The organism is Novosphingobium resinovorum (assembly GCF_036352595.1).
GTDB classification, from domain to species: Bacteria; Pseudomonadota; Alphaproteobacteria; order Sphingomonadales; family Sphingomonadaceae; genus Novosphingobium; species Novosphingobium resinovorum_B.
This window is the reverse complement of record NZ_JAZFAX010000007.1, coordinates 81,359-100,906: the sequence shown is the minus strand read 5'-3', so window position 1 is coordinate 100,906 and position 19,548 is coordinate 81,359. Positions and strand designations below refer to the sequence as shown.

The 19,548-nt window shown below is 68.7% G+C and carries 21 protein-coding genes; 9 read left to right on the top strand and 12 right to left on the bottom strand.

Features of this window, described 5'->3' with window-relative positions; translation table 11 throughout:
* Window position 1: 1 nt before the first annotated feature.
* The 4 genes from V2S85_RS09085 to V2S85_RS09070 all read left to right on the top strand — a co-directional run bounded on the left by V2S85_RS09085 (window position 2) and on the right by V2S85_RS09070 (window position 3,524).
* Window positions 2–403: a cupin domain-containing protein gene (locus V2S85_RS09085; protein WP_330702541.1), complete on the top strand. Its 402-nt coding sequence runs from the start codon at window positions 2–4 to the stop codon at window positions 401–403.
* A gap of 186 nt (window positions 404–589) precedes the next feature.
* Window positions 590–1,300, top strand: coding sequence for an EF-hand domain-containing protein (locus V2S85_RS09080; RefSeq protein WP_330702540.1), 711 nt, complete (start codon window positions 590–592; stop codon window positions 1,298–1,300).
* A 32-nt stretch (window positions 1,301–1,332) separates the two neighbouring features.
* Window positions 1,333–2,079, top strand: coding sequence for a response regulator (locus V2S85_RS09075; RefSeq protein ID WP_330702642.1), 747 nt, complete (start codon window positions 1,333–1,335; stop codon window positions 2,077–2,079).
* Window positions 2,079–3,524, top strand: coding sequence for a sensor histidine kinase (locus V2S85_RS09070; protein ID WP_330702539.1), 1,446 nt, complete (start codon window positions 2,079–2,081; stop codon window positions 3,522–3,524). Before V2S85_RS09075 ends, V2S85_RS09070 begins: the two co-directional genes overlap by 1 nt.
* A 31-nt stretch (window positions 3,525–3,555) precedes the next feature.
* On the opposite strand, the gene V2S85_RS09065 is transcribed toward V2S85_RS09070, so the two are convergent.
* Both V2S85_RS09065 and V2S85_RS09060 read right to left on the bottom strand, forming a co-directional pair.
* Window positions 3,556–6,189 carry a M1 family metallopeptidase gene (locus tag V2S85_RS09065; RefSeq protein ID WP_330702538.1) on the bottom strand — a complete coding sequence of 878 codons (2,634 nt, stop codon included), beginning with the start codon at window positions 6,187–6,189 and terminating at the stop codon, window positions 3,556–3,558.
* 6 nt (window positions 6,190–6,195) lie between these two features.
* Window positions 6,196–7,806 (bottom strand): helicase HerA-like domain-containing protein, encoded by a 1,611-nt coding sequence (locus V2S85_RS09060; RefSeq protein ID WP_330702537.1) that lies wholly within the window; start codon window positions 7,804–7,806, stop codon window positions 6,196–6,198.
* Window positions 7,807–7,933: 127 nt separating this feature from the next.
* On the opposite strand from V2S85_RS09060, the gene pabB reads away from it, so the two are divergent.
* The 4 genes from pabB (at window position 7,934) to arfB (ending at window position 12,273) form a co-directional block, all read left to right on the top strand.
* Window positions 7,934–9,730: an aminodeoxychorismate synthase component I gene (gene pabB, locus V2S85_RS09055; protein WP_330702536.1), complete on the top strand. Its 1,797-nt coding sequence runs from the start codon at window positions 7,934–7,936 to the stop codon at window positions 9,728–9,730.
* Between the two features lie 141 nt (window positions 9,731–9,871).
* Window positions 9,872–11,038 (top strand): pyridoxal phosphate-dependent aminotransferase, encoded by a 1,167-nt coding sequence (locus V2S85_RS09050; protein WP_330702535.1) that lies wholly within the window; start codon window positions 9,872–9,874, stop codon window positions 11,036–11,038.
* A gap of 153 nt (window positions 11,039–11,191) precedes the next feature.
* Window positions 11,192–11,866: an RNA pseudouridine synthase gene (locus tag V2S85_RS09045; RefSeq protein ID WP_330702534.1), complete on the top strand. Its 675-nt coding sequence runs from the start codon at window positions 11,192–11,194 to the stop codon at window positions 11,864–11,866.
* Entirely contained in the window at window positions 11,863–12,273 is a 411-nt protein-coding gene (gene arfB / locus V2S85_RS09040; protein ID WP_271180826.1) for an alternative ribosome rescue aminoacyl-tRNA hydrolase ArfB, read from the top strand. Before V2S85_RS09045 ends, arfB begins: the two co-directional genes overlap by 4 nt.
* Window position 12,274: 1 nt before the next feature.
* Here the strand turns inward: arfB and V2S85_RS09035 are convergent, their stop codons facing one another.
* From V2S85_RS09035 to dksA, 5 genes are all read right to left on the bottom strand, one after another.
* Window positions 12,275–12,490, bottom strand: coding sequence for a hypothetical protein (locus V2S85_RS09035; protein ID WP_330702533.1), 216 nt, complete (start codon window positions 12,488–12,490; stop codon window positions 12,275–12,277).
* A 24-nt stretch (window positions 12,491–12,514) separates the two neighbouring features.
* Window positions 12,515–12,928: a DUF4112 domain-containing protein gene (locus V2S85_RS09030; protein WP_330702532.1), complete on the bottom strand. Its 414-nt coding sequence runs from the start codon at window positions 12,926–12,928 to the stop codon at window positions 12,515–12,517.
* Window positions 12,929–12,974: 46 nt separating this feature from the next.
* The gene (locus V2S85_RS09025; RefSeq protein ID WP_330702531.1) at window positions 12,975–14,483 is read right to left on the bottom strand and encodes an ABC transporter substrate-binding protein; all 1,509 of its coding nucleotides are present in this window, start codon (window positions 14,481–14,483) and stop codon (window positions 12,975–12,977) included.
* A 41-nt stretch (window positions 14,484–14,524) separates the two neighbouring features.
* The gene (locus V2S85_RS09020; RefSeq protein WP_330702530.1) at window positions 14,525–14,905 is read right to left on the bottom strand and encodes a PilZ domain-containing protein; all 381 of its coding nucleotides are present in this window, start codon (window positions 14,903–14,905) and stop codon (window positions 14,525–14,527) included.
* A 241-nt stretch (window positions 14,906–15,146) separates the two neighbouring features.
* The gene (gene dksA, locus V2S85_RS09015; RefSeq protein WP_330702641.1) at window positions 15,147–15,605 is read right to left on the bottom strand and encodes an RNA polymerase-binding protein DksA; all 459 of its coding nucleotides are present in this window, start codon (window positions 15,603–15,605) and stop codon (window positions 15,147–15,149) included.
* Window positions 15,606–15,954: 349 nt separating this feature from the next.
* On the opposite strand from dksA, the gene V2S85_RS09010 reads away from it, so the two are divergent.
* A complete protein-coding gene (locus tag V2S85_RS09010) occupies window positions 15,955–16,278 on the top strand; it encodes a hypothetical protein (protein ID WP_330702529.1) in 324 nt (107 codons plus the stop codon).
* A gap of 1 nt (window position 16,279) precedes the next feature.
* Here V2S85_RS09010 and V2S85_RS09005 read toward each other — a convergent pair whose 3' ends face one another.
* The 5 genes from V2S85_RS09005 to V2S85_RS08985 are packed head-to-tail and all read right to left on the bottom strand — an operon-like array spanning window position 16,280 to window position 19,540.
* Complete coding sequence (locus V2S85_RS09005) at window positions 16,280–17,416, bottom strand: GNAT family N-acetyltransferase (RefSeq protein WP_330702528.1); 1,137 nt, start codon at window positions 17,414–17,416, stop codon at window positions 16,280–16,282.
* The gene (locus V2S85_RS09000; RefSeq protein WP_330702527.1) at window positions 17,413–18,180 is read right to left on the bottom strand and encodes a glycerophosphodiester phosphodiesterase family protein; all 768 of its coding nucleotides are present in this window, start codon (window positions 18,178–18,180) and stop codon (window positions 17,413–17,415) included. The genes V2S85_RS09005 and V2S85_RS09000 overlap by 4 nt, the downstream gene beginning before the upstream one ends.
* Window positions 18,161–18,625: a RidA family protein gene (locus V2S85_RS08995; protein ID WP_330702526.1), complete on the bottom strand. Its 465-nt coding sequence runs from the start codon at window positions 18,623–18,625 to the stop codon at window positions 18,161–18,163. The genes V2S85_RS09000 and V2S85_RS08995 overlap by 20 nt, the downstream gene beginning before the upstream one ends.
* Window positions 18,612–19,259, bottom strand: a complete 648-nt coding sequence (locus V2S85_RS08990; RefSeq protein ID WP_330702525.1) for an HAD family hydrolase — start codon at window positions 19,257–19,259, stop codon at window positions 18,612–18,614. The genes V2S85_RS08995 and V2S85_RS08990 overlap by 14 nt, the downstream gene beginning before the upstream one ends.
* Complete coding sequence (locus tag V2S85_RS08985) at window positions 19,256–19,540, bottom strand: DUF3572 domain-containing protein (RefSeq protein WP_330702524.1); 285 nt, start codon at window positions 19,538–19,540, stop codon at window positions 19,256–19,258. The genes V2S85_RS08990 and V2S85_RS08985 overlap by 4 nt, the downstream gene beginning before the upstream one ends.
* Between the last annotated feature and the right edge of the window lie 8 nt (window positions 19,541–19,548).

Genomic DNA, 19,548 nt, shown 5'->3' with positions numbered 1-19,548 from the left:
CATGACCACGCAGGCCCGCGACCTGCGGACTTTCCCGGTCCACCTGGGCCTCGGCGCGCGCGTCGAGGCCCAGCCCGCGTTCACCGGCATGGACTGGTACGCGGCCTATGCGCAGCGCACCGTGGCGGACGGAGGCGAGGGGCGGCTCGTCAGCCTGTACGACTTCACCTCCGGCTGGGACATGTGGGAAATGCACCCGCAGGGCGACGAACTGGTCGTCTGCCTGTCCGGCGAAGTGACGCTGATCCAGGAATACCCCGATGGCCGCCTCCATTCCGAGACGCTGCGCGCGGGGCAGTACATCGTGAACCCGGCCGGCGTCTGGCACACCGCCGACGTCGCGCAGGCGGCGAGCATGCTGTTCGTCACCGCCGGGCTGGGCACCGAGGCCCGCCCGCGCTGACCGCCGGTTTTCGGCCCGATGAACGGCCGGCGCCGCTTGTGACAATTGACGACAATAAACGCCCCTCCCGGCATAACTGCGCGACAAGGTGCCCCTAGAACGGATCACAGAGAGCCGCAGGACAGTCTTCCCCCTCCCTTCCCTATGTCCTGCGGTTCTCATCCAATTCACGACGGGACACGACGGATGACCACTATCAAGACCCTGCTGCTGGGCCTGTCGGCCACGGCGCTCACGATCGGCGGCGTCGCCTGCGCCCAGGCGCCCGCCGCTCCGAAGAAGGACGCCGCCTCGAAGGCCGAACGCACGCACGTCGAGACCCGCGCCGAGGCGCAGGCCCGCGCGACCGAGATGTTCGCCAGGCTCGACGTCAACAAGGACGGCAAGCTCGACAAGGCGGATCGCGAACTGGCCCGCCAGCAAATGCGCGAGAAGATCTTCGCGAAGCTCGACACCAATGGCGACGGCGCGATCTCCAAGGCCGAGTTCATGGCCGACAAGGGACCGGAAGGACGCGGCCCTGACGGCCGTGGTCGCGGTCCTGACGGTCGCGGTCCCGGCCCTGACGGAATGGACGGTCCGCCGCCCCCGCCCCCCGGCGATGCCGGTCCGGACGGAGCCCCGCCGCCTCCCGGCGACGGCATGGATCGCGGCCACGGCGGTCCGCGCGGTCACGGCATGATGGGCCGCGGGCCCGGCAAGTTCGGGGGCAGGTTCGATGGCGACCGGGACGGCTCGGTCACCCAGGCCGAATTCGTCGCCGCCGCGCTCAAGCGCTTCGACGCCCAGGACACCAACCACGACGGCAAGGTGACGCCCGAGGAACGCAAGGCCGCCCATGAGGCCCGCAAGGCCGAATGGCAGGCCAAGAGGGCTGACAAGAAGCCCGCGAACTGACAGGAAGGCGCGGCGACGCCATGGATTATCCGATGAACGACACCGCGCTTTCCCAGATCACGCCTCCCACCCTGCTGATCGTCGACGACGAGGCATCCCTTCGCGAACCCCTGAGCGACTACCTGTCGCGGCAGGGGTTCGCCACCATCCAGGCGGCGAGCGCCGCCGAGGCCCGCTCGCGCCTGCGCGACCAGAAGTTCGACCTCGTCCTGCTGGACATCATGATGCCCGGCGAGGACGGCCTGTCGCTGTGCCGCCACCTGGTCGAGGCGCAGGACGTGCCGGTGATCTTCCTCACCGCGCGCGGCGAGGCGACCGACCGCATCGTCGGGCTGGAGATCGGCGCCGACGACTATGTGGTCAAACCCTTCGAACCGCGCGAACTGGTCGCCCGCATCCGCAGCGTCCTGCGCCGCGCCTCGCGCGTCGCGCCCACCGCGGTCGAGAACGAGGCCTTCGAGTTCGAGGGCTGGCGCCTCGATCCGCTCAAGCGCCGGCTGATCGATCCGGACGGCGCGGTGGTGGCGATCTCCTCGGTGGAGTTCCGCCTGCTCACCGCCTTCCTCGAACATCCGCGCCAGGTGCTCAACCGCGACCGGCTGCTCGACATGGTGCAGGGCCGCGAGGCGCACCTGTTCGACCGCGCGGTGGACAACCAGGTCAGCCGCCTGCGCCGCAAGATCGAGCACGACAGCCGCAACGCCCAACTCATCCAGACGGTCTGGGGCGGCGGCTACATGCTCGCCGCCGACGTCCGCCGCATCACCATCGAGGACTGATGCCTCAACTGCACATACCCCGTCCCCGCAACCTGATGGGCCAGATGCTGCTCGCCGTCGCGGCGGCGCTGCTGCTGGTGCAGGGGCTGGGCGCGATCCTGGTCTACCGCGCCCAGCGCGAAGGCTACGAGGCGGGCATGACCAATGCCGTCGCCTTCAAGCTCATCGGCGAGACGCGGGGGCGCGGGGCGCTGGGGCGGATGATGCGGGGCAACGATCACGACCGCGACCGCGCGCCCTTCGGCGGCCCGCCGGTGCGCGGCTTCCCGCTGGAATTCAGCAACGCCTCGCCGCTCCACCCCGGCGAGACCCGCGACCACGATGCCGAGCAGCGACTGACGCAGACCCTGGCCGACCAGGGCTTTCCCGCTTCCGAGATCGTCGTCGTCCACCGCACCGTGGGGCGGGATTCCTTCTCGAACGCCCACACGCAGCGGCGTGCCCGCCAGGGCAGGCTCGACGGTCCGGAAATGGACCAGATGATGGACGATCACCTGCTCGTCGCCGGGATCAAGCAGCCGGGCAAGGCCGACTGGATGATCGCCCGCGTCCGCAGCCCGCGCGCCTTCAACGCCATGATCCGGCCGCTGATGGTGCAGACGGTCATCATCTACCTCGTGCTGGTCGGCGCCGTAGCGCTGATCCTGCGGCGCATCACCCAGCCGCTGGCGGCGCTGACCCGGCGGGTCGAGCAGTTCGCCTTCATCCCCGGCTCGGCGGGGCAGTTGCAGCCCAGCGGCCCCGAGGACATGCAGCGCCTGATCGTCGCCCATAATGCGATGGAGGCGCGCATCGTCGCCATGCTGGACGAGAAGGACGTGATGCTGGGCGCCATCGGCCACGACCTCAAGACACCGCTGGCGGCGCTGCGCGTGCGCATCGAATCGGTCGAGGACGATACCGAGCGCGGCCGCATGGCGGCGACGATCGAGGACATCGTCCACACCCTCGACGACATCCTCTCGCTCGCCCGCGTCGGCCGCCCGAGCGACCCGCGCGAGCGCACCGAACTCTCCGCCCTCGTCGCCTCGGTGATCGAGGAGTACGAGGACATGGGCGAGCCGGTGGAACTGGGCGATACCGAGCGCATCGCCCTGGAACTGCGCCCGACCTGGCTGCGCCGCGCGCTGCGCAACCTCGTCGACAACGCGCTGCGCTACGGCCAGGTCGCCCGGGTGACGCTGCACCGCGAGGACGGCCGCGCGGTGATCCGCATCGAGGATGACGGCCCCGGCATCCCGGACGGCGAGATCGAGGCGATGATGGACCCCTTCACCCGCGGCGACCCTTCGCGCAACAAGGCGACCGGCGGCGCCGGGCTCGGCCTCGCGCTCGCCCGGGCGATCGCCGACCAGCACGGCGGCGCGCTGGTGCTGACGAACCGCCTCACGCCCGCCGGTGCGGTCGAAGGGCTGACGGTGAGACTGGAACTGCCGCTGGCCTGAAGCCCACCGCGAGCAGGCCCGGAGAGGAACGTCAGCGCAGCGCCGCGAATTCGGCGTCGATCTGCGCCCCCATCATGTCGTCCAGCAAGCCGCAGTCGCGCACCCGCTCGACCGCGCGGGCGAGTTCGAGCGCGCCGGGGGTATCGGCGAAGGCCGCCGTGAAGTCCCGGCCGATGCGATCCGCCCGGGCGACCGAGCAGAACCGCCCCAGCATCTGCGGCAGCCGCGTCGAGAACGCCGCCCCGTCCGCCCCGCCGAGCAGCGCGGCTATATGCGCCAGGGCCCAGGCGTAGCCGGCTTCGCGACTGGTGCTGCGCGCCATGATGCCATCCAGCAGATCGCGCCGCTCGGTCTCGCGCAGGCGCGGGTCGTCGAGGGCGAGCAACCAGGCCGCCATGCCCGCCGATCCGGTGCGCGCCGCCGCCGCCAGCGCGGCAGGACGGAACACCGGGTCTTCGGAGGCCAGCCCCTTCTCCAGCAGTGCCCGTGCCGCCGCCGCATCGCGCGTGAACAGGTAGATGTCGAAGGCATGGTCGAACCACACCGGATCGAGCGCCGACCGGTCCCCGGCGAGATAGGCCGTCGCCGCCTGGTCGAGTTGCTGGCGCAGCCGGCGGCCGCCGGTGACGCCGACCATCGCGTTGACCACCTGCACCCGCCGCTGCGCCCGCGCCGCTGCCTCTTGCGCATAGGCCCCGGCGGCGGGATCGAACCCGTATGCGCGCAGCAGCGGCGCGTAGAGCTTCTCGCGCAGCAGGCGGTAGCCGCGCCGCCCGCTGGCGCCGACGATGTTCTCGCGCACCAGCCGCGACAGCGCCCGGTCGGGGGCGTCGGCGGCCTGCGGATCGGGATGATGGATCAGCGCCCGCTCCAGCCGCGCCATCTCGCCGATCGTGCCGCGCCCCGCGCGGATCGAGGCCCAGAGCGAATCGACCAGCGCCAGCGCCTCGCCGGCAGGCAAGGTGCCGGCCCCGGCGATCAGTTCCTGCCAGTGGTGAGCCCCCAGTTCGAACCGGTAGTACCCGGTGCCGCCCGCATTGGGGAACACCGGCCCTTCGCCGGGGACCGTGAAGGCCTGCGTGCGCTGGTCCATGATGACGCAAGTGCGCTGCGTGCCCCGGCGCAGGCACAGCGGAATGGTCCAGCGGGTGCCGGGCGGCGCCACCCCGGCGGTGGTGTAGCGCAGCTGCGTCACCGTCACCCGGTCCCCCTCCCGCCGCATGGCGAGCAGCGGCACCCCCTGCTGCTCGACGAAGCTGCGCATCGCCGGGACCAGCTTCGGATTGTCCGCCACTTCGGCGAGCGCGGCGAAGAAGTCCTCGCTGCCGGCGCTGCCTCCGGCATGGGCGGCGATGTAGCGGCGCACGCCCCGGCGGAACACGTCCTCGCCCAGCCAGGCCGCCACCATGCCGACGACGTGGCCACCCTTGCCATAAGTGATCGCATCGAAGGCGGTGTCGATCCGGCGGCTGTCCGTGATCGGCTGGCGCACCGGCCGCCCGGCGAGCAGCGCATCGGTCTCCATCGCCTCGAACCCCGCGACCAGGGCGCCGCCGGCGATGCCGAGGTCCGGCCGCCAGGCGTCGCCGATGCGATAGCCGATCCAGTTGGCGAAGCTTTCGTTCAGCCACAGGTCGTCCCACCAGGCCGGGGTGACGAGGTTGCCGAACCACTGGTGCCCCAGTTCATGCGCGACGATCGCGCCGAAGGCCCGCTGCCGGCTTACCGGCGCCGCGCCGTCCATCACCAGCAGGTCGTCGCGGTAAAGCGCCGCGCCCGCATTCTCCATCGCGCCGGGCAGGATCGGGGTGGTCACCTGGTCCAGCTTGGGAAAGGGAAAGGGCGCGCCGAAATAATCCTCCAGCATCCCGGTGATCCGCTGCGTGCCCTCCAGCGCGAAGGCCAGCCGCCCGGCGTTCTGCCGCGTCGAGACGATGCGCAGCGGCAGCGGGCCCACGCGGTCCCCGCGCGGCGGCGCTTCCCCCGCCAGCGCCGCGAACGGCCCGACCATCACCGCGACGAGGTAAGTGGGCAGCGGCGCGGTGGGCGTGAAACGATGGACGGCAAGCCCGTCCTCGATCGCCGGCGCGCCCGCTTCCGGGGCATTGCCGATCGCGGTGAGGCCGGGCGGGGTGCGCAAGGTCAGCGCGAAGGGGGTCTTGAAGCCGGGCTCGTCGAAACCGGGGAAGGCCGCGCGCGCATCGATGGCCTCGAAATGCGACCAGACATGCCAGGCGCCATCGACCTGCAGGCGGAACAGTCCCGCCGGTCCATCGGCGAAAGCCGCGTCGTAATCGAACGCCAGCGTCACCGGTCCGGCCGGCAGGGCCTGGGCGAAGTCCACCCGCGCCGCGCCGACGGGATCGAGCTGGTGCCAGCGCCCGGTGATGGACCGGCCCCCGCCGCTCGCCGCGACGCGCGACACGGCAAGGCCGCGCCCGTGCAGCACGATGGAGGACGCCTCGGCGGCGAGCACCACGTCGATCTCGACATGCCCGGAGAAGCGCGGGCGCGCCGGATCGACGGTCAGGTCCAGCCGGTAGGCCAGCGGCCGGGCCGCGTCTCCCAGCCGCCCCGGCAGGACCGGCTGGGCATGGGCAATGCCGGCGAAGGTGGCCAGCAGCAGCGCCAGCAGCAGGACGAGAGGGGCTCTACGTGACCTCATCCCACTCTAGCGCATCAACCCTCCGATGAGGTTGCGCGCGAACCTGCCAAGTCCGGGAAAGCCGATCGCCTTGCCCAGCGCGTCGCCCACCGTCCCGGCAGCGGCGCTGGCGGCCGAGGCCTTGGGGCTGGCGCGGCTCTTCTTGCCCTGCATCGTCTGCGCCAGGATCGACCCGGCGCTGGCGGCGGCGGCTCCGGCGGCAGCCTTGGCGACCTTGCCGCCGATGCCGTCCCACAAGCCGGGGCTCCTGCGCTCCTGCTTGGCGACCTCGTCGCGGCCTTTCTCCTCCACCTCCTGCGCAGTGGCGGCGGCGTCGGCGGCCTTGGCGGCGAGCACTTCCTCCGCGCTCTCGCGGTCGACGCGGGTGTCGTACTTGCCCTCGAACGGGCTGATCGACTGGACGATCGCGCGCTCCTTGTCGGTGATCGGCCCCAGCCGCGAGCGCGGCGGCGCCACCAGCGTGCGCTGCACCACCGAAGGCGCGCCGTCGTCGCCCAGCGTGGAGACCAGCGCCTCGCCCACCTTCAGCTCGGTGATCGCCGCCTCGACGTCGAGCTTGGGGTTGATGCGGAAGGTCTCGGCCGCCGCCTTGATCGCGCGCTTGTCACGCGGGGTGAAGGCGCGCAGCGCATGCTGGATGCGGTTGCCCAGCTGCCCGGCGATCTCCTCGGGAATGTCGATCGGGTTCTGCGTCACGAAGTAGACGCCCACGCCCTTGGAGCGGACGAGGCGGACGACCTGCTCGACCTTGTCCTGCAGCGCCTTGGGCGCATCGTCGAACAGCAGGTGCGCCTCGTCGAAGAAGAACACCAGCTTGGGCTTCTCGGGATCGCCGACCTCGGGCAGCACCTCGAACAGTTCGGACAGCAGCCAGAGCAGGAACGTGGCGTAGAGCTTCGGGCTGCGCATCAGCTTGTCGGCAGCGAGCACGTTGATATAGCCGCGTCCCTGATCGTCGCATTTGATGAAATCGGCGATCTCCAGCGCGGGCTCACCGAAGAACTGCGCCGCGCCCTGGCTTTCCAGCGCGAGGAGCTGGCGCTGGATGGTTCCGACGCTCGCTTTCGACACATTGCCGTACTTGAGTGCCAGTTGAGTGCCGTTGAGTGCCACGTAAGCGAGCATCGCCTGCAGGTCTTCGAGGTCCAGCAGCAGCAGTCCCTCGTCGTCGGCCAGCCGGAAGACGATGTTGAGCACGCCCTCCTGCGTCTCGTTGAGGTCCATCAGCCGGGCCAGCAGCAGTGGCCCCATCTCGGAGATGGTAGTGCGCACCGGATGGCCCTGCTCGCCGTAAATGTCCCAGAAAACCGCGGGGTTGTCGGCATAGGCATAGTCGGTGATGCCGATCTCCCTGGCCCGCGATTCGAGGATGGCGGCGTTCTTGAACTGCGGGCTCCCGGCCATGCACACGCCCGAAAGGTCGCCCTTCACGTCGGCCATGAACACCGGCACCCCGGCGGCGGAGAACTGCTCGGCAATGGTCTGTAGAGTCACCGTCTTGCCGGTGCCGGTAGCGCCCGCGATCAGGCCGTGCCGGTTGGCGCGGTCGAGCCGCAGCACTTGCCGCTCGCCGCCCTCTCCACTGCCGCCGCCTAGTCCGAGGAAAATCTCGCTCATCCCGTCGTCTCCAAGCCCTGTCGCGGCATCGGTGTAGCGTGGCCGGGGGCGCTGCGGAAGTGCCATCCCTCGCTCGTGCGCGGGGTGGGCAGAGCGGCAAACTCCCGCTAAAGGCCCGCGCAATCCCATGACCGAACCTTTCGTCCTCCTCGATGACGCCCGCAAGGAAGGCGCCGCCGATGCCCGGCTCTACCGCGCGCGCCGCGAAACCGTCGTGGCGATGCGCGGCGAGGACGTCCTGCCCGCGCTGGAACGGCTTCAGGCGCTGTCGCGGCAGGGCCTGCACATTGCGGGCTACATGACGTACGAAGCCGGACTGGCGCTGGAGCCGCGCCTCGCCGGACGCCTGCGCGCCGCTGAAGGGCCGCTGCTGTGGTTCGGCGCCTTCGAAGGCTACGAGGCGCTGGCACCCGCCCAGGTGCCGCTCTGGCTGGCCGCGCGCGCCGGGTCGGAGCGGCCGGCAATCGGCCCGCTCGAACCGCAAGTCGATCTCGGCGGCTACGAACAGGCCTTTGCCGCCATTCACGGCGCGATCGAGGCAGGCGACATCTACCAGGCCAACCTCACCCTGCCCCTGGCCGGGCCATGGAGCGGTGATCCGCTAGCGCTCTACGCCGCGCTGCGCCCGCGCGCGGCGGCCGGATACGGCGCGGTGATCCACGACGGCGCGCGCTGGCATCTCAGCTTTTCGCCGGAACTGTTCTTCACCCTTTCGGGCCGCGAGGTCGAAGTGCGGCCGATGAAAGGCACTCGCCCGCGCGGCCGCGGCGCCGCCGAGGACGCCGCATTCGCCGTCGATCTCGCCGCCAGCGCCAAGGACCGCGCCGAGAACCTGATGATCCTCGACCTCATGCGCAACGACCTGTCGCGCGTGGCCGGGGCGGGCAGTGTAAGGGTGGAAAATCCTTTCACCATAGAAAGTTATCCAACCGTCCACCAGATGGTCTCGACGGTGCGCGCCACCCTGCCCGAGGGGCGCGGCGCGCTCGACCTCTTGCGCGCGCTGTTTCCGTGCGGCTCGATCACCGGCGCGCCGAAGATCCGCGCGATGGAACTGATCGCCGAGGTCGAGCGGACACCGCGCGGGGTCTACTGCGGCTCCATCGGCTATATCGAACCCTCTGGCGATGCGGCTTTCAATGTGGCAATCCGCACTCTGCGTCTCGACCGTGACGGTCGCGCTGTCCTAGGGGTCGGGTCCGCCGTGGTCGCGGATTCGCAAGCGCTTCCCGAATGGCGGGAATGCCTGGTCAAAGGGGGTTTCGTGCGAGAGTCGCAAGTGCAGGTTGCCGGAGAAGTGGTGTCGCCTGCAAGCTTCGATCTGATCGAGACGATGCGTTTCACGCCCGAGGCGGGCATCGCGCTGCTCGAACTGCACCTCGAACGCATTGCCGCGAGCGCCGCCGCGCTGGGCTTCGGGTTCGACCGGCATGCGGTGCGCAACGCCATCCAGGCGCTGTGTTTCGAAGCCGAAGCTCCGTCGAAGCTGCGCCTCGTCGTCGGCCGCACCGGGGCGTTCTCGCTGGAACTGACCGATCTGCCCGACACTCTCGCCGAGCCCGCGACCGTCGCGGTGCTGCGCCTGCCGGTGGACAGCGGCGACTGGCGCCTCGCCCACAAGACCACCGATCGCGGCTTCTACGACAAGGGTCTCGAAGTGGCGCGCGCGAACGGTGCTGACGAGGCGATCCTGCTACGCGACGATGGCCTGGTGACCGAGGGCTGCTTCACCAACCTGTTCGTCGAGCGCGGCGGCACGCTGCTGACCCCGCCCGCGACGCTGGGCCTGCTACCGGGCGTGCTGCGCCGCTCGCTGCTGGACGCGGGCCGCGCGGTGGAATCCGAACTGACGCTGGACGATCTGGCCGGCGGGTTCTTCATCGGCAATGCCCTGCGTGGGCTGATCCCGGCGCGGCTGCTGTAAGTGGCCTGAGGGGGCTTCGACAAGCTCAGCCTGAGCGGTTTTGAGAGCAGGTCTTTAAATTCCGCTCAGGCTGAGCTTGTCGAAGCCCCCGCCGGACGATGCTTTGCGATCCTCGGCTCCTGTTCTAAGAGACGCCCCACAATGCACTTGTCCACCGCCCTTTCCCGCATCGCCCCGTCGCAGACCACGGCGATGACCGACCGCGCCACCCAGCTTCGCGAAGCCGGGCGCGACATCATCTCGCTCTCGGTCGGCGAGCCCGACTTTGCCACCCCGCCGCATGTGCTGGAAGCCGCCAAGGCCGCGCTCGACGGCGGGCAGACCAAGTACACCCCCGTGGGCGGCACCTCGCGGCTCAAGCAGGCCGCCGCGCTGCACTTCGCACGCGACCTGGGGATCGAGGTTCCGACGTCGCAAGTGACTGTCAGCGCGGGCGGCAAGCAGGCGATCTTCCACGCCATGCTCGCCACGATCAGCGAGGGCGATGAGGTGATCGTCCCCGCTCCATGGTGGGTCAGCTATCCGGAAATCGTGCGTTTCGCCGGTGGCAAGGTCGTGCCCCTGCACACCCACGCCAAGGACAACTTCCGCTTCACGCCCGCCGACCTCGAAGCGCAGATCGGGCCGAACACCTTGTGGGTGCTGCTCAACAGCCCCGGCAACCCGACCGGCGCCTGCCTGCCCGCGGAAACGCTGCTCGGCATCGGCGAGGTGCTGCGCCATCATCCGCGCGTGCTGGTGATGTCGGACGATATCTACGCGCCGATCAACTATACGGGCGGCCCGCATGCCACGCTGGCGAACCTGTGCCCGGACCTTGCCGACCGCATCCTGACCGTCTCGGGCGTCTCCAAGAGCCACGCGATGACGGGTTTCCGCATCGGTGTCGCCGCCGGGCCGGAATGGCTGATCAAGGCGATGGAGCGGCTGCAGTCGCACTCCTCGGGCAACCCCTGCTCGATCAGTCAGGCTGCCGCCGTGGCCGCGTTCGAGGGGCCGCAGGAATTTCTCGCCGAATGGTGCGAACGCTTCCGCGCCCGGCGCGACCTGGTGGTTTCGGCGATCAATGCGATCCCCGGCCTGTCGACGCCGGTGCCCGACGGCGCGTTCTACTGCATGGTCGATGCCGGCCCGCTGATGGAGCGCTTCGGCGACGACGCGAAGCTCGCGCTGCACCTGCTGGACCACGGCGTGGCGATCGTCCCGGCCTCGGCCTTCGGCGGGAAGGACGGCTTCCGCATCAGCTTCGCGGCCGATGAGGCCCAGTTGGTCGAGGCATGCAGGCGGATTGCCGAGGCGGTGGGATAATCCTTTCCTTCGTCATTGCGAGCGCAGCGAAGCAAGCCAGAGTCGAGCAAACCGCCCTGGCTTGCTTCGCTGCGCTCGCAATGACGAACATTTAGGCTAAAGACGCATCAAGCGAATGGTCCTGCAGATTACGGGACGATGAAAGAAAGCACCATGCAACTCGAAATCCTCTTCGAAGACGGCGAAGCGCTCGTCATCGACAAGCCTGCGGGCCTTCCGCTCGACCGTCCCCGCGCGGGCGGCCAGTGCCTGGAAGACCGGCTCGACGAACTCAAGCTCGGCTTTCACCGCGAACCCGCGCCGGTCCACCGCCTCGACCGCGACACATCGGGCTGCCTGCTGCTGGCACGCAACCCCAAGGCGCTCAAGCGCTTCTCCGCCGCCTTCGAGGAGCGCACGGTCGAAAAGCGCTATCTCGGCGTAGTTGCTGGCGAGGTCAGCGAGGACGAAGGTACGATCGCGCTGAACCTCTCCAAGGTCAGCACCGCGAAGGATGGCTGGCGCATGATCCCGGCGCGCAAGGGCAAGCCCGCCGTCACGCACTGGCGCAAGCTGGATGTACGGGACGGCCTGACCCTCGTGGAATTCCGCCCCGAGACTGGCCGCACCCACCAGATTCGCGTCCATGCCGCCTCGGGCCTCGGCTTCCCGCTGCTGGGCGATCCGGTCTACGGCACCAAGGGCGGCGCCCCGCGCACCATGCTTCACGCGGCCGGCCTGACCGTCCCGCGCGGTGACAAGGCGCCGATCGTAGCGGTCGCGCCCCTGCCTGCCGACTTCGCCGCCCTCGGTTTCGAGGACGTGACCCCGGAAGCAGCCCCCGAATGAGCGACGAGGTCGTCGAGCGCGCCTGGGCTCTCGCGACCGAGAGCTTCATCGCCTCGACCGGCCCGGGCGGGCAGAACGTCAACAAGGTGGCGACGGCGGTGCAACTGCGCCTCGACGTCTACGCCCTGCGTCTCACCCCGCCGGTCTTCGCCCGCTTCAAGGAACTCGCCGGCAGCCGCATGACAGCGCGCGGCGAACTGGTGCTGACCGCGCGCCGCTTCCGCACGCAGGAAGCGAACCGCGCCGATGCCCGCGAACGCCTCGCCGACCTTATCACCGAGGCCCACAAGCTGCCGGAAAAGCGCGCCAAGAGCCGCCTCAACCGCGTCGGCAAGGAACAGCGCCTGAAAGGCAAGAAGCTGCGCGGCTCGGTCAAGGCTGGGCGCGGCAAAGTCAGCTTCGACTGAACTATCGCGCCGCTTCGGTGGCCCCGCTTGGCGCGGCACCCACGACTTCGGGGCCCAGCACTTCGGGACCGGGGCGCCGCTCGTCGAGCATGGCCGCCGCCTCGTCGAGCGCGCGGGCCTCACCCATGGTCACGCCGCCGGGCCCCGCCGCGGTATCCGGCTTGGAACAGGCGGCGAGCGACAGCACGGCGGGGATCAGCAGGACGACGGGTCTCATGCCCCGCTCATAGCCGCGGCATCGTCACGCGTCGATCACCCGTGTATGCGGATACTTGCGGTCGAGATGCTTGCGGATGATCTTGAGGTTGCGACTGTTCGAACGGAACAGGAAGTCGAACAGGTCGCCCGCCACCGGGATCGCGCCGACGGCGGTATCGAAGGCGACATTGGCGGTCATGCGCGCCAGCTGCCACTTCGACATGCCAAGATTGCGCGCCTCCCACACCAGGTAGAGGCCCATGGCCGCCGCGACCACGTCACCGGCGACCGGGATCAGGCCGACGACGGCATCGAGGCCGACTTCGCGGCGCAGGCCCGGCACTGTGAAAGCGCGTTCCAGCACCCTCTCCAGCGCCTCGACGCGCCGGCGCACCGAAGCGGGATCGTTGCCGAGCGGAAGATCGTAGTCGATGCGCCGTGCCGATTGGGTGACCACCAGTACCTGCCTCAATTCGAACCGCGGCGTCAGGCGCCACGCAACCTCATTTGGGAAGCCAGGCCAGCGGCATCAAGGGATGCCAGCCCCAGGGGTTCGCCGCGAAGCCATCCACGCTGCCGCGTACCAGCGACCATCGGATCGGCGTGCCGAACGGGATGAACACGTTGGCCCCGGTCATGACCCGCTCCGCCTCGACCAGCAAGGCGGCGCGCTCGGCCGGGGTGGCGGCGGTAGCGGCCTCGGCGACGCGCTCGTCCGCTTCCTGCGAGCACAGCCCGGTGCCCGCATGGCACGACAGGCGGTTGAGATACCAGGCACCGCGCGGATAGCGGGCGACCTCGTCGACCAGCGCGAGATCGGCCTCCTTCGCCTCCTTCGCCCGCTCCAGCCCGATGCCGATGGCGCCCAGATCGGCACTCAGCCGGTTGAACAGCACGGTAGAGCCGCCGCCCTCGGGCAGCCACAGGCGCAGACTGACACGCAATGTCCCGGGCGGCTGCCCCCCGCCCGCTACCGGCGCGCCATGCCAGGCCCGTACGCGGGCAGCGGCGATAGCCCGCCGCTCGTCCAGCGTCTGCTCGACCCAGCGCTCACCGACGACGCCGAGATCACCATCGAGACTGGGGGTGACGATGCGCGTCGTCGGCACCCAGCCGCCGACACCGAACGGCGCCATCAGCCCCTCGCGATCGATCGCCAGCGCCAGCGCCTCGCGGTTGCCCGGCTCGGCGAGGAAGCCCCGGTCGTTCATCACCTGCAGCCCGAACAGCCCGACCACCGGATCGAGCTGGATAGTGCCGCGCAGGATGCCGACCGAGCGGGTCAGCAGGAAATCCTGGATGCGCCCGCCAAGCACGAGGTCGGCACTGCCGTCGTTGAACGCTCCCACCGCCGCCGCGCCGGACAGCGCGCGCAGCCGGATCTGCCGGGTCCGCTCCGCCCAGTTCTCGATCGGCGGCATGCCCAGCCGGGCCGGATCGATCGCGCCCAGCGTCAGGACATCTCCGGCGCGCGTGGCCTCCATCGGGCCGGTGCCCTTGCCCTTGCGATAGAGGCCCAGTTCGGGCTGCGCGAGCAACTGGAGGAGATAGGGCATCGGCCGGTTCAGCCGAACCTCGATGACCCGCCCCGTCATTGCGCGAATCTCGTCGATCCCCGCGAGGTCTAGCGCCAGCGGCCGCTCGGCAAGCCCCTTGAGCGCGGCATTGAGCGCACGGCGGGCCGAATCGGCGGTGATGGGCGAGCCGTCGGCCCAGTTGCCGTCGCGCAGGCGGAAGATGTAGCTCTGCCCGTCATCGGTGACGATCCAACGGTCGGCCAGCGCCGGGATGACCCGGCCGGCATCGTCGAAGGCGACGAGCCCCTCGGCCGTGGAGGACTGCACCAGCACGCCGTCGTCGGCGAACACCTCCCCCGGCTTCCCGACCACCGCGACACCCAGCGCCGAATTGTCATAGCCGCTACAGGAAACGAGCGTGGATGCGGCCAGGACGGCCAGCACCCGCAAGGCTTGGCGCTTGAACAGCATGCCAACCCGAGTAGTCGATTTCACGCGCACCGCAAATGGAGCAGCGGAAATTTCCGAAAAGGTTCTCAGATCTTGCGCAGCAAAGTGGTGTCGGCGGCGGGCGGCGCATAATTGCGCAGATAGTCCGGCGTCATGTGTTCCACCTTGTCCGGCTGCGCGCGGGCAAGGCGCGGGTCGATATCCTCGCGGAAGGCGACACCGAATCGACTGTCCTGGACCCAGGCCACCGAACCCTCGACCCAGCCGATATTACGGATGTTGACCGCGACAACGGTGCCGCGCACCACGCGCACCGTGCCCTCGCCCATCATGCCGCCGGCGGAAAGATTGCGCACCTTGATGCGAAATTCGCCGTCGAGGCCATCGATGCGCAAGTCCGCCATGAGAAACAGGCTGTCACGCGCGATCTGTCGGTTGTCAGATTGTCGATTGTCAGCTTGGGTCATGCGATCTTCGTCCGGGCGCCTGAGGCTTCAACGTCAGAAGCCGCTCGTCACGATCGAGCAGCCAATGCACGGAAAATATCGTGCCATGGCGGCGATTCCTAGCCCGCAATGGCAAACAAAGGCTTAATGTCCCGGCTCCGGACAGTGGCTGAGCCGGCTCTTGACCTGATCGTCCGGAATACGGCACCGGTCCATGACCTCCATTTGAGGAGATTACGGACCGACGCCGCGTTCCTGACGATCAGTCGTCGCGCGAGACCTTTTCGCGACGTTCGTGCGCTTCCTGCGCCTCGACCGTCATCGTGGCGATCGGCCGGGCCTCGAGACGACCGAGGCCGATCGGTTCGCCGGTGACCTCGCAATAGCCGTATTCGCCTTCCTCGATGCGGCGCAAAGCCGAATCGATCTTGGCGATCAGCTTGCGCTGACGGTCGCGGGTGCGCAGTTCGATACCCCAGTCGGTCTCGCTTGAAGCGCGGTCGTTGAGGTCGGGTTCGCGAATCGGGCCGTCCTGCAACTGCTGCAGCGTACCCGCTGCCGCATCGAGGATCGACTTCTTCCAGGCGAGAAGCAGCTTGCGGAAATAATCCTGCTGCGACTCATTCATGTATTCTTCGTCAGGTTCGGAAATGTAGGCGCCGCCAATCGCGCGTTTTGCTTTGGCGAGTACATCGATTTCGTCAGCTAGGGCCGTTGCCATCCAGAGAAACTCCGCAGTGCTTCCTCGGATCGCCAACGCCCTGCAGCCCCGGACTTTTCCGGTAACCGTACAACGATCCGCGGTTGAGGCGGCCTATAAGTCGCTGCCCCTGACGGCACAAGCGTATAAGCGTACCCGTCCACAAAATTCTTAACGCAGTCTCCCGGTGACACAGAGTTAATCTGCGGGAGGATCACTGCGGATTACGTGTTAACCATATGTTGACCCCCGTGATCCAGATTTGCCTCATCGAACGCCAGGGCCGGTTGCAAACGATTGAGGTCCACGCGGTCACAACCTTTTCAAGGGTACGGGGATTACGATGGAAACTGTCCGCATTAACCAGGATATGGCCAAACCGGCCGCTGCCAACGACTTTGCCGCCGGCGACTTCGCGGGCGACATGCTCATCGCCGAGGCGCTGGCATCGGCCTCCGCCGGCGATGCCTCGGCTTATTTCGATCTCGGCGTCGCGTTCTCCACCGGCAGCCACGGGGCACCGTGTGACCTGATCGAGGCGCACAAGTGGTTCAACCTCGCCGCCGTCGGTGGCCACGAGGAAGCCACCGTCTGCCGCGCCGAAGTGGCCGACGACATGACCGCCCGCGAAATCGCCGAAGCCCAGCGCCGCGCGCGCCAGTGGCTTGGCGCGACCACCCGGAAGGCGGCCTGAGCTACTCTTTCCGGAAGGGCGAATGGCCGCCCAGCCGGATCTGATCGCTGGCGATTCCGGCGCGCTCCTGCTCGAGATAGTCGGCGATCGCGCTCCGCAATGACTCGTGCACGATGTAGTGCGCCGAGATGGTCCGCACAGGCTCATAGCCACGCGCCAGCTTGTGGCCGCCCTGCGCACCGGCTTCGACCCGGCCGAGACCTAGCCGGATCGCGGCGTCGATCGCCTGGTAATAGCACAGCTCGAAATGCAGGAACGGCTTGTCGATCGTGGCCCCCCAATAGCGGCCATAGAGCGCCTCGCCGCCAATGAAGTTGAGCGCGCCGGCCACCGCCTGCCCGTCGATGAAGGCAAGCACCATGAGGATACGGTCCGCCATGGTCTCGCCCAGCAGGCTGAACGCCTCGCGCGTCAGGTAGGGTCGGCCCCACTTGCGCGCTCCGGTGTCCTGGTAGAAGTCCCAGAACGCGTCCCAGTGCTTCTGGGTTATCTCGGCACCGCTCAGTGCCCGGATTTCGACGCCTTCCTGGGCCTTTTCGCGCTCCTTGCGCAAATCCTTGCGCTTGCGCGAGGAGAGTTGCCCGAGGAAATCGTCGAAGCTGGCATAGCCCCGGTTTTCCCAGTGGAACTGGATGTCCTCGCGCAGCAGCCAGCCGGCCCCCTCGAACACCGTCACCTGATCCGGCTCGATGAAAGTGGCGTGGGCGGAGGACAAGCCGTTGTCACGGCACAGCGTTTCCGCCGCACGCAGCAACGGCAGCATGAGTTCGGGGTGCGGGGTCAGCAGACGGGGGCCCGTTGCCGGGGTGAACGGCACCGCGATCTGGAGCTTGGGATAGTACGATCCCCCCGCCCGGTGCCAGGCATCGGCCCAGGCATGATCGAAGACGTACTCACCCTGCGAATGGTCCTTGAGATAAGCCGGCAGCGCGGCGGCGAGACGGCCGTCAGGGCCGTCGATCACCAGGGGCAGCGGTGTCCAGCCGCTCCGCCCGCCGACGCTGCCAGATAGCTCCATCGCGGTCAGGAAAGCGTGGCTGACGAAGGGGTTGGCGCCGTCAGTCAGTGCATCCCACTGCGCAGCAGGCAACTCGCCCACGGCACCGAGCAGGCGGGCAGTGAAGGCGCCCTCGCTCACGCGTTCCCTTCGGGCACTTCGAAGATGGCCGCGTCGGCATGGTTTTCCGCGCGCTCGTCGTGCTCGGGCGCGCGCACCGTCCAGGTCGCCACCGGCAGGCCCCGGCGGCGCTGGGCGGCGGCGAAGCGGCTCGGCAGATCGCGCACGTCGTAGGCGAGGAAATCGGGCCGCGCATGCCAGAGCCACAGACGGCGACGGATCTTGCCCGCCAACGCGCGATCCTCACCCTCGGAAATGATGAGGCCGCGCACGGTATGCGGCGAATGGCGCCAGTACCAGCGCGAGACGCGCGGGTCGAAACTCATGACGGCATGGTTGCCGGTATAGCCCTCCAGCACCCGGCGCACCGCCAGACACAGCGCGGCGATGCGCACCTTGCGATCGGACTTGATCTCGATGAGCACCGGCACCCTGCCGCCGACTTGCGCCAGAACCTGCCGCAGGGTCGGAATGGTCTCTGCCGTGCCCGACAGAGTTATGGTGCCCAGCTGCGCGGCGCTGCGGCGCTCGGTGGGGCCGCTCTCGTCGGTCAGGCGGTCGAGCGTATCGTCATGGAAGACGACCGGTTGCCCATCGCCGGAACGCTGCACGTCCAGTTCGATGCCGTTGCCCGCCGCGATGGCCCTGGCAAAGGCCGCGCGCGAGTTTTCCGGCACGCCGCTGCCGTGTAGCCCCCGATGGGCATAGTCCTGCGCCCCGATCCACGCGACCTTGCGCGGATCGGGTGCAGGTGCACGCCAGCGATCAAGCAGGGCGAACGGCAACGATGGCGTCCACTTCGACGGCGGCGCCCAGCGGCAGCACCGGCACGCCGACCGCGCTGCGCGCATGCTTGCCCGCATCGCCGAAGACCGCGACCATCAGCTCGGAGGCGCCGTTGATGACCTTGGGCTGGTCGGTGAAATCACCGGTGGAATTGACGAAGCCGCCCAGCTTGACGATCCGCTCCACCCGATCGAGCGAGCCGAGCGCCGCCTTGAGCTGCGCCAGGATCATCACGCCGCAGGCCTGCGCCGCCTCGGTGCCTGCCTCGATGGAGACGTCCTCGCCCAGACGGCCGGTGACGAGCTTGCCGTCGACGAAGGGCAACTGGCCGGAAACGTGAGCCAGACCATTGGTCTCGACCACGGCGACGTAGGCCGCGACGGGAGCAGCAGCTTCCGGCAGGGTCAGGCCGAGTTCGGCGAGACGGTCATCAATCTTGCTCATGGAATTCCTCTTCTTCGCGGGTCAGGCTGTCGAGCAGCCAGGGAAGCGCGGTCTTCCAGTCATCGATCCGCGCATGGGCGTGGCCGAGCTGGAGGGCGCACTTGATGTTGGGGGCGATCTTCGGTTCGCCGCACAAGTGCAGTCGGCGGACATGGGGGGAAACCTCGAAGACCGAACCGTGATGCTGCGACAAGTCGTCGATGAAGACCGCACGGCTGGGCTGGTATTCGTCGAGGATCGCCTGGAGCGCCGGGCCTTTCGGCCCCTGGTTGGTGAAGACGCGCAGCGGCATGCCGTGCTCGATCAATTGGGCCTCGCGGGCTTCGCGGCGGAAATCCATGAGGTTGGTGAGGACCACCACATCGGCGTGCTCGCGGATCGCGGCGATCGCATCGACGGCGCCTTCGATCGGCGTCTGGCGGTGCATCTGCGAATCGAAGAAGCCGTTGAGCAGCGTCCACATCTCCGCCTGTTCCAGCGGCGTGTCGCTGCCGATCCGGCGCATCGACTTGTAGAACTCGCCGTTCTCGATGTCGAAGTGGACGCCTTCTTCCTCGGCCAGCCAGTCGCGAAAGTGCTTGATCATGTGGAGCAGCACTTCGTCGCAGTCGGTGATGAGCAGCGGTTTCGTCATGCGCCCAGCTTCCTTTGTGCGGCAACCAGCATCTCGGGCTGGACGCCCAGCGCGTCGGCCGCGCCCAGCAGGTCCGGCTCGTGCGCGCACAGGAAATCCATCACCGCACCCAGCGTGGAGGGATCACCCAGCGAGGCGCGCAGTTCCTCCGGCGTCAGGCCGGTGAGCGAGAGGAAACGCTCGGCACGGTCCTGATCGCTCAGCACCCAGCCGAGGGCGTTCAGGGCCAGCGCCTGCGGATCGGATGGGGATGAGGGCTCTCGAAGAATTGTCAGTCTCACTCGGACGG

Coding starts and splice junctions, on each gene's coding strand:
- V2S85_RS09075 (WP_330702642.1), top strand. CDS start 1,333: ATGAACGACACCGCGCTTTCCCAGATCACGCCTCCCACCCTGCTGATC.
- V2S85_RS09035 (WP_330702533.1), bottom strand. CDS start 12,490: ATGAGACCCGTCGTCCTGCTGATCCCCGCCGTGCTGTCGCTCGCCGCC.
- arfB (WP_271180826.1), top strand. CDS start 11,863: ATGAGCGACGAGGTCGTCGAGCGCGCCTGGGCTCTCGCGACCGAGAGC.
- V2S85_RS09080 (WP_330702540.1), top strand. CDS start 590: ATGACCACTATCAAGACCCTGCTGCTGGGCCTGTCGGCCACGGCGCTC.
- V2S85_RS09060 (WP_330702537.1), bottom strand. CDS start 7,806: ATGAGCGAGATTTTCCTCGGACTAGGCGGCGGCAGTGGAGAGGGCGGC.
- pabB (WP_330702536.1), top strand. CDS start 7,934: ATGACCGAACCTTTCGTCCTCCTCGATGACGCCCGCAAGGAAGGCGCC.
- dksA (WP_330702641.1), bottom strand. CDS start 15,605: ATGGCAACGGCCCTAGCTGACGAAATCGATGTACTCGCCAAAGCAAAA.
- V2S85_RS09070 (WP_330702539.1), top strand. CDS start 2,079: ATGCCTCAACTGCACATACCCCGTCCCCGCAACCTGATGGGCCAGATG.
- V2S85_RS09050 (WP_330702535.1), top strand. CDS start 9,872: ATGCACTTGTCCACCGCCCTTTCCCGCATCGCCCCGTCGCAGACCACG.
- V2S85_RS09065 (WP_330702538.1), bottom strand. CDS start 6,189: ATGAGGTCACGTAGAGCCCCTCTCGTCCTGCTGCTGGCGCTGCTGCTG.
- V2S85_RS09085 (WP_330702541.1), top strand. CDS start 2: ATGACCACGCAGGCCCGCGACCTGCGGACTTTCCCGGTCCACCTGGGC.
- V2S85_RS09020 (WP_330702530.1), bottom strand. CDS start 14,905: ATGACCCAAGCTGACAATCGACAATCTGACAACCGACAGATCGCGCGT.
- V2S85_RS09010 (WP_330702529.1), top strand. CDS start 15,955: ATGGCCAAACCGGCCGCTGCCAACGACTTTGCCGCCGGCGACTTCGCG.
- V2S85_RS08990 (WP_330702525.1), bottom strand. CDS start 19,259: ATGACGAAACCGCTGCTCATCACCGACTGCGACGAAGTGCTGCTCCAC.
- V2S85_RS08995 (WP_330702526.1), bottom strand. CDS start 18,625: ATGAGCAAGATTGATGACCGTCTCGCCGAACTCGGCCTGACCCTGCCG.
- V2S85_RS09045 (WP_330702534.1), top strand. CDS start 11,192: ATGCAACTCGAAATCCTCTTCGAAGACGGCGAAGCGCTCGTCATCGAC.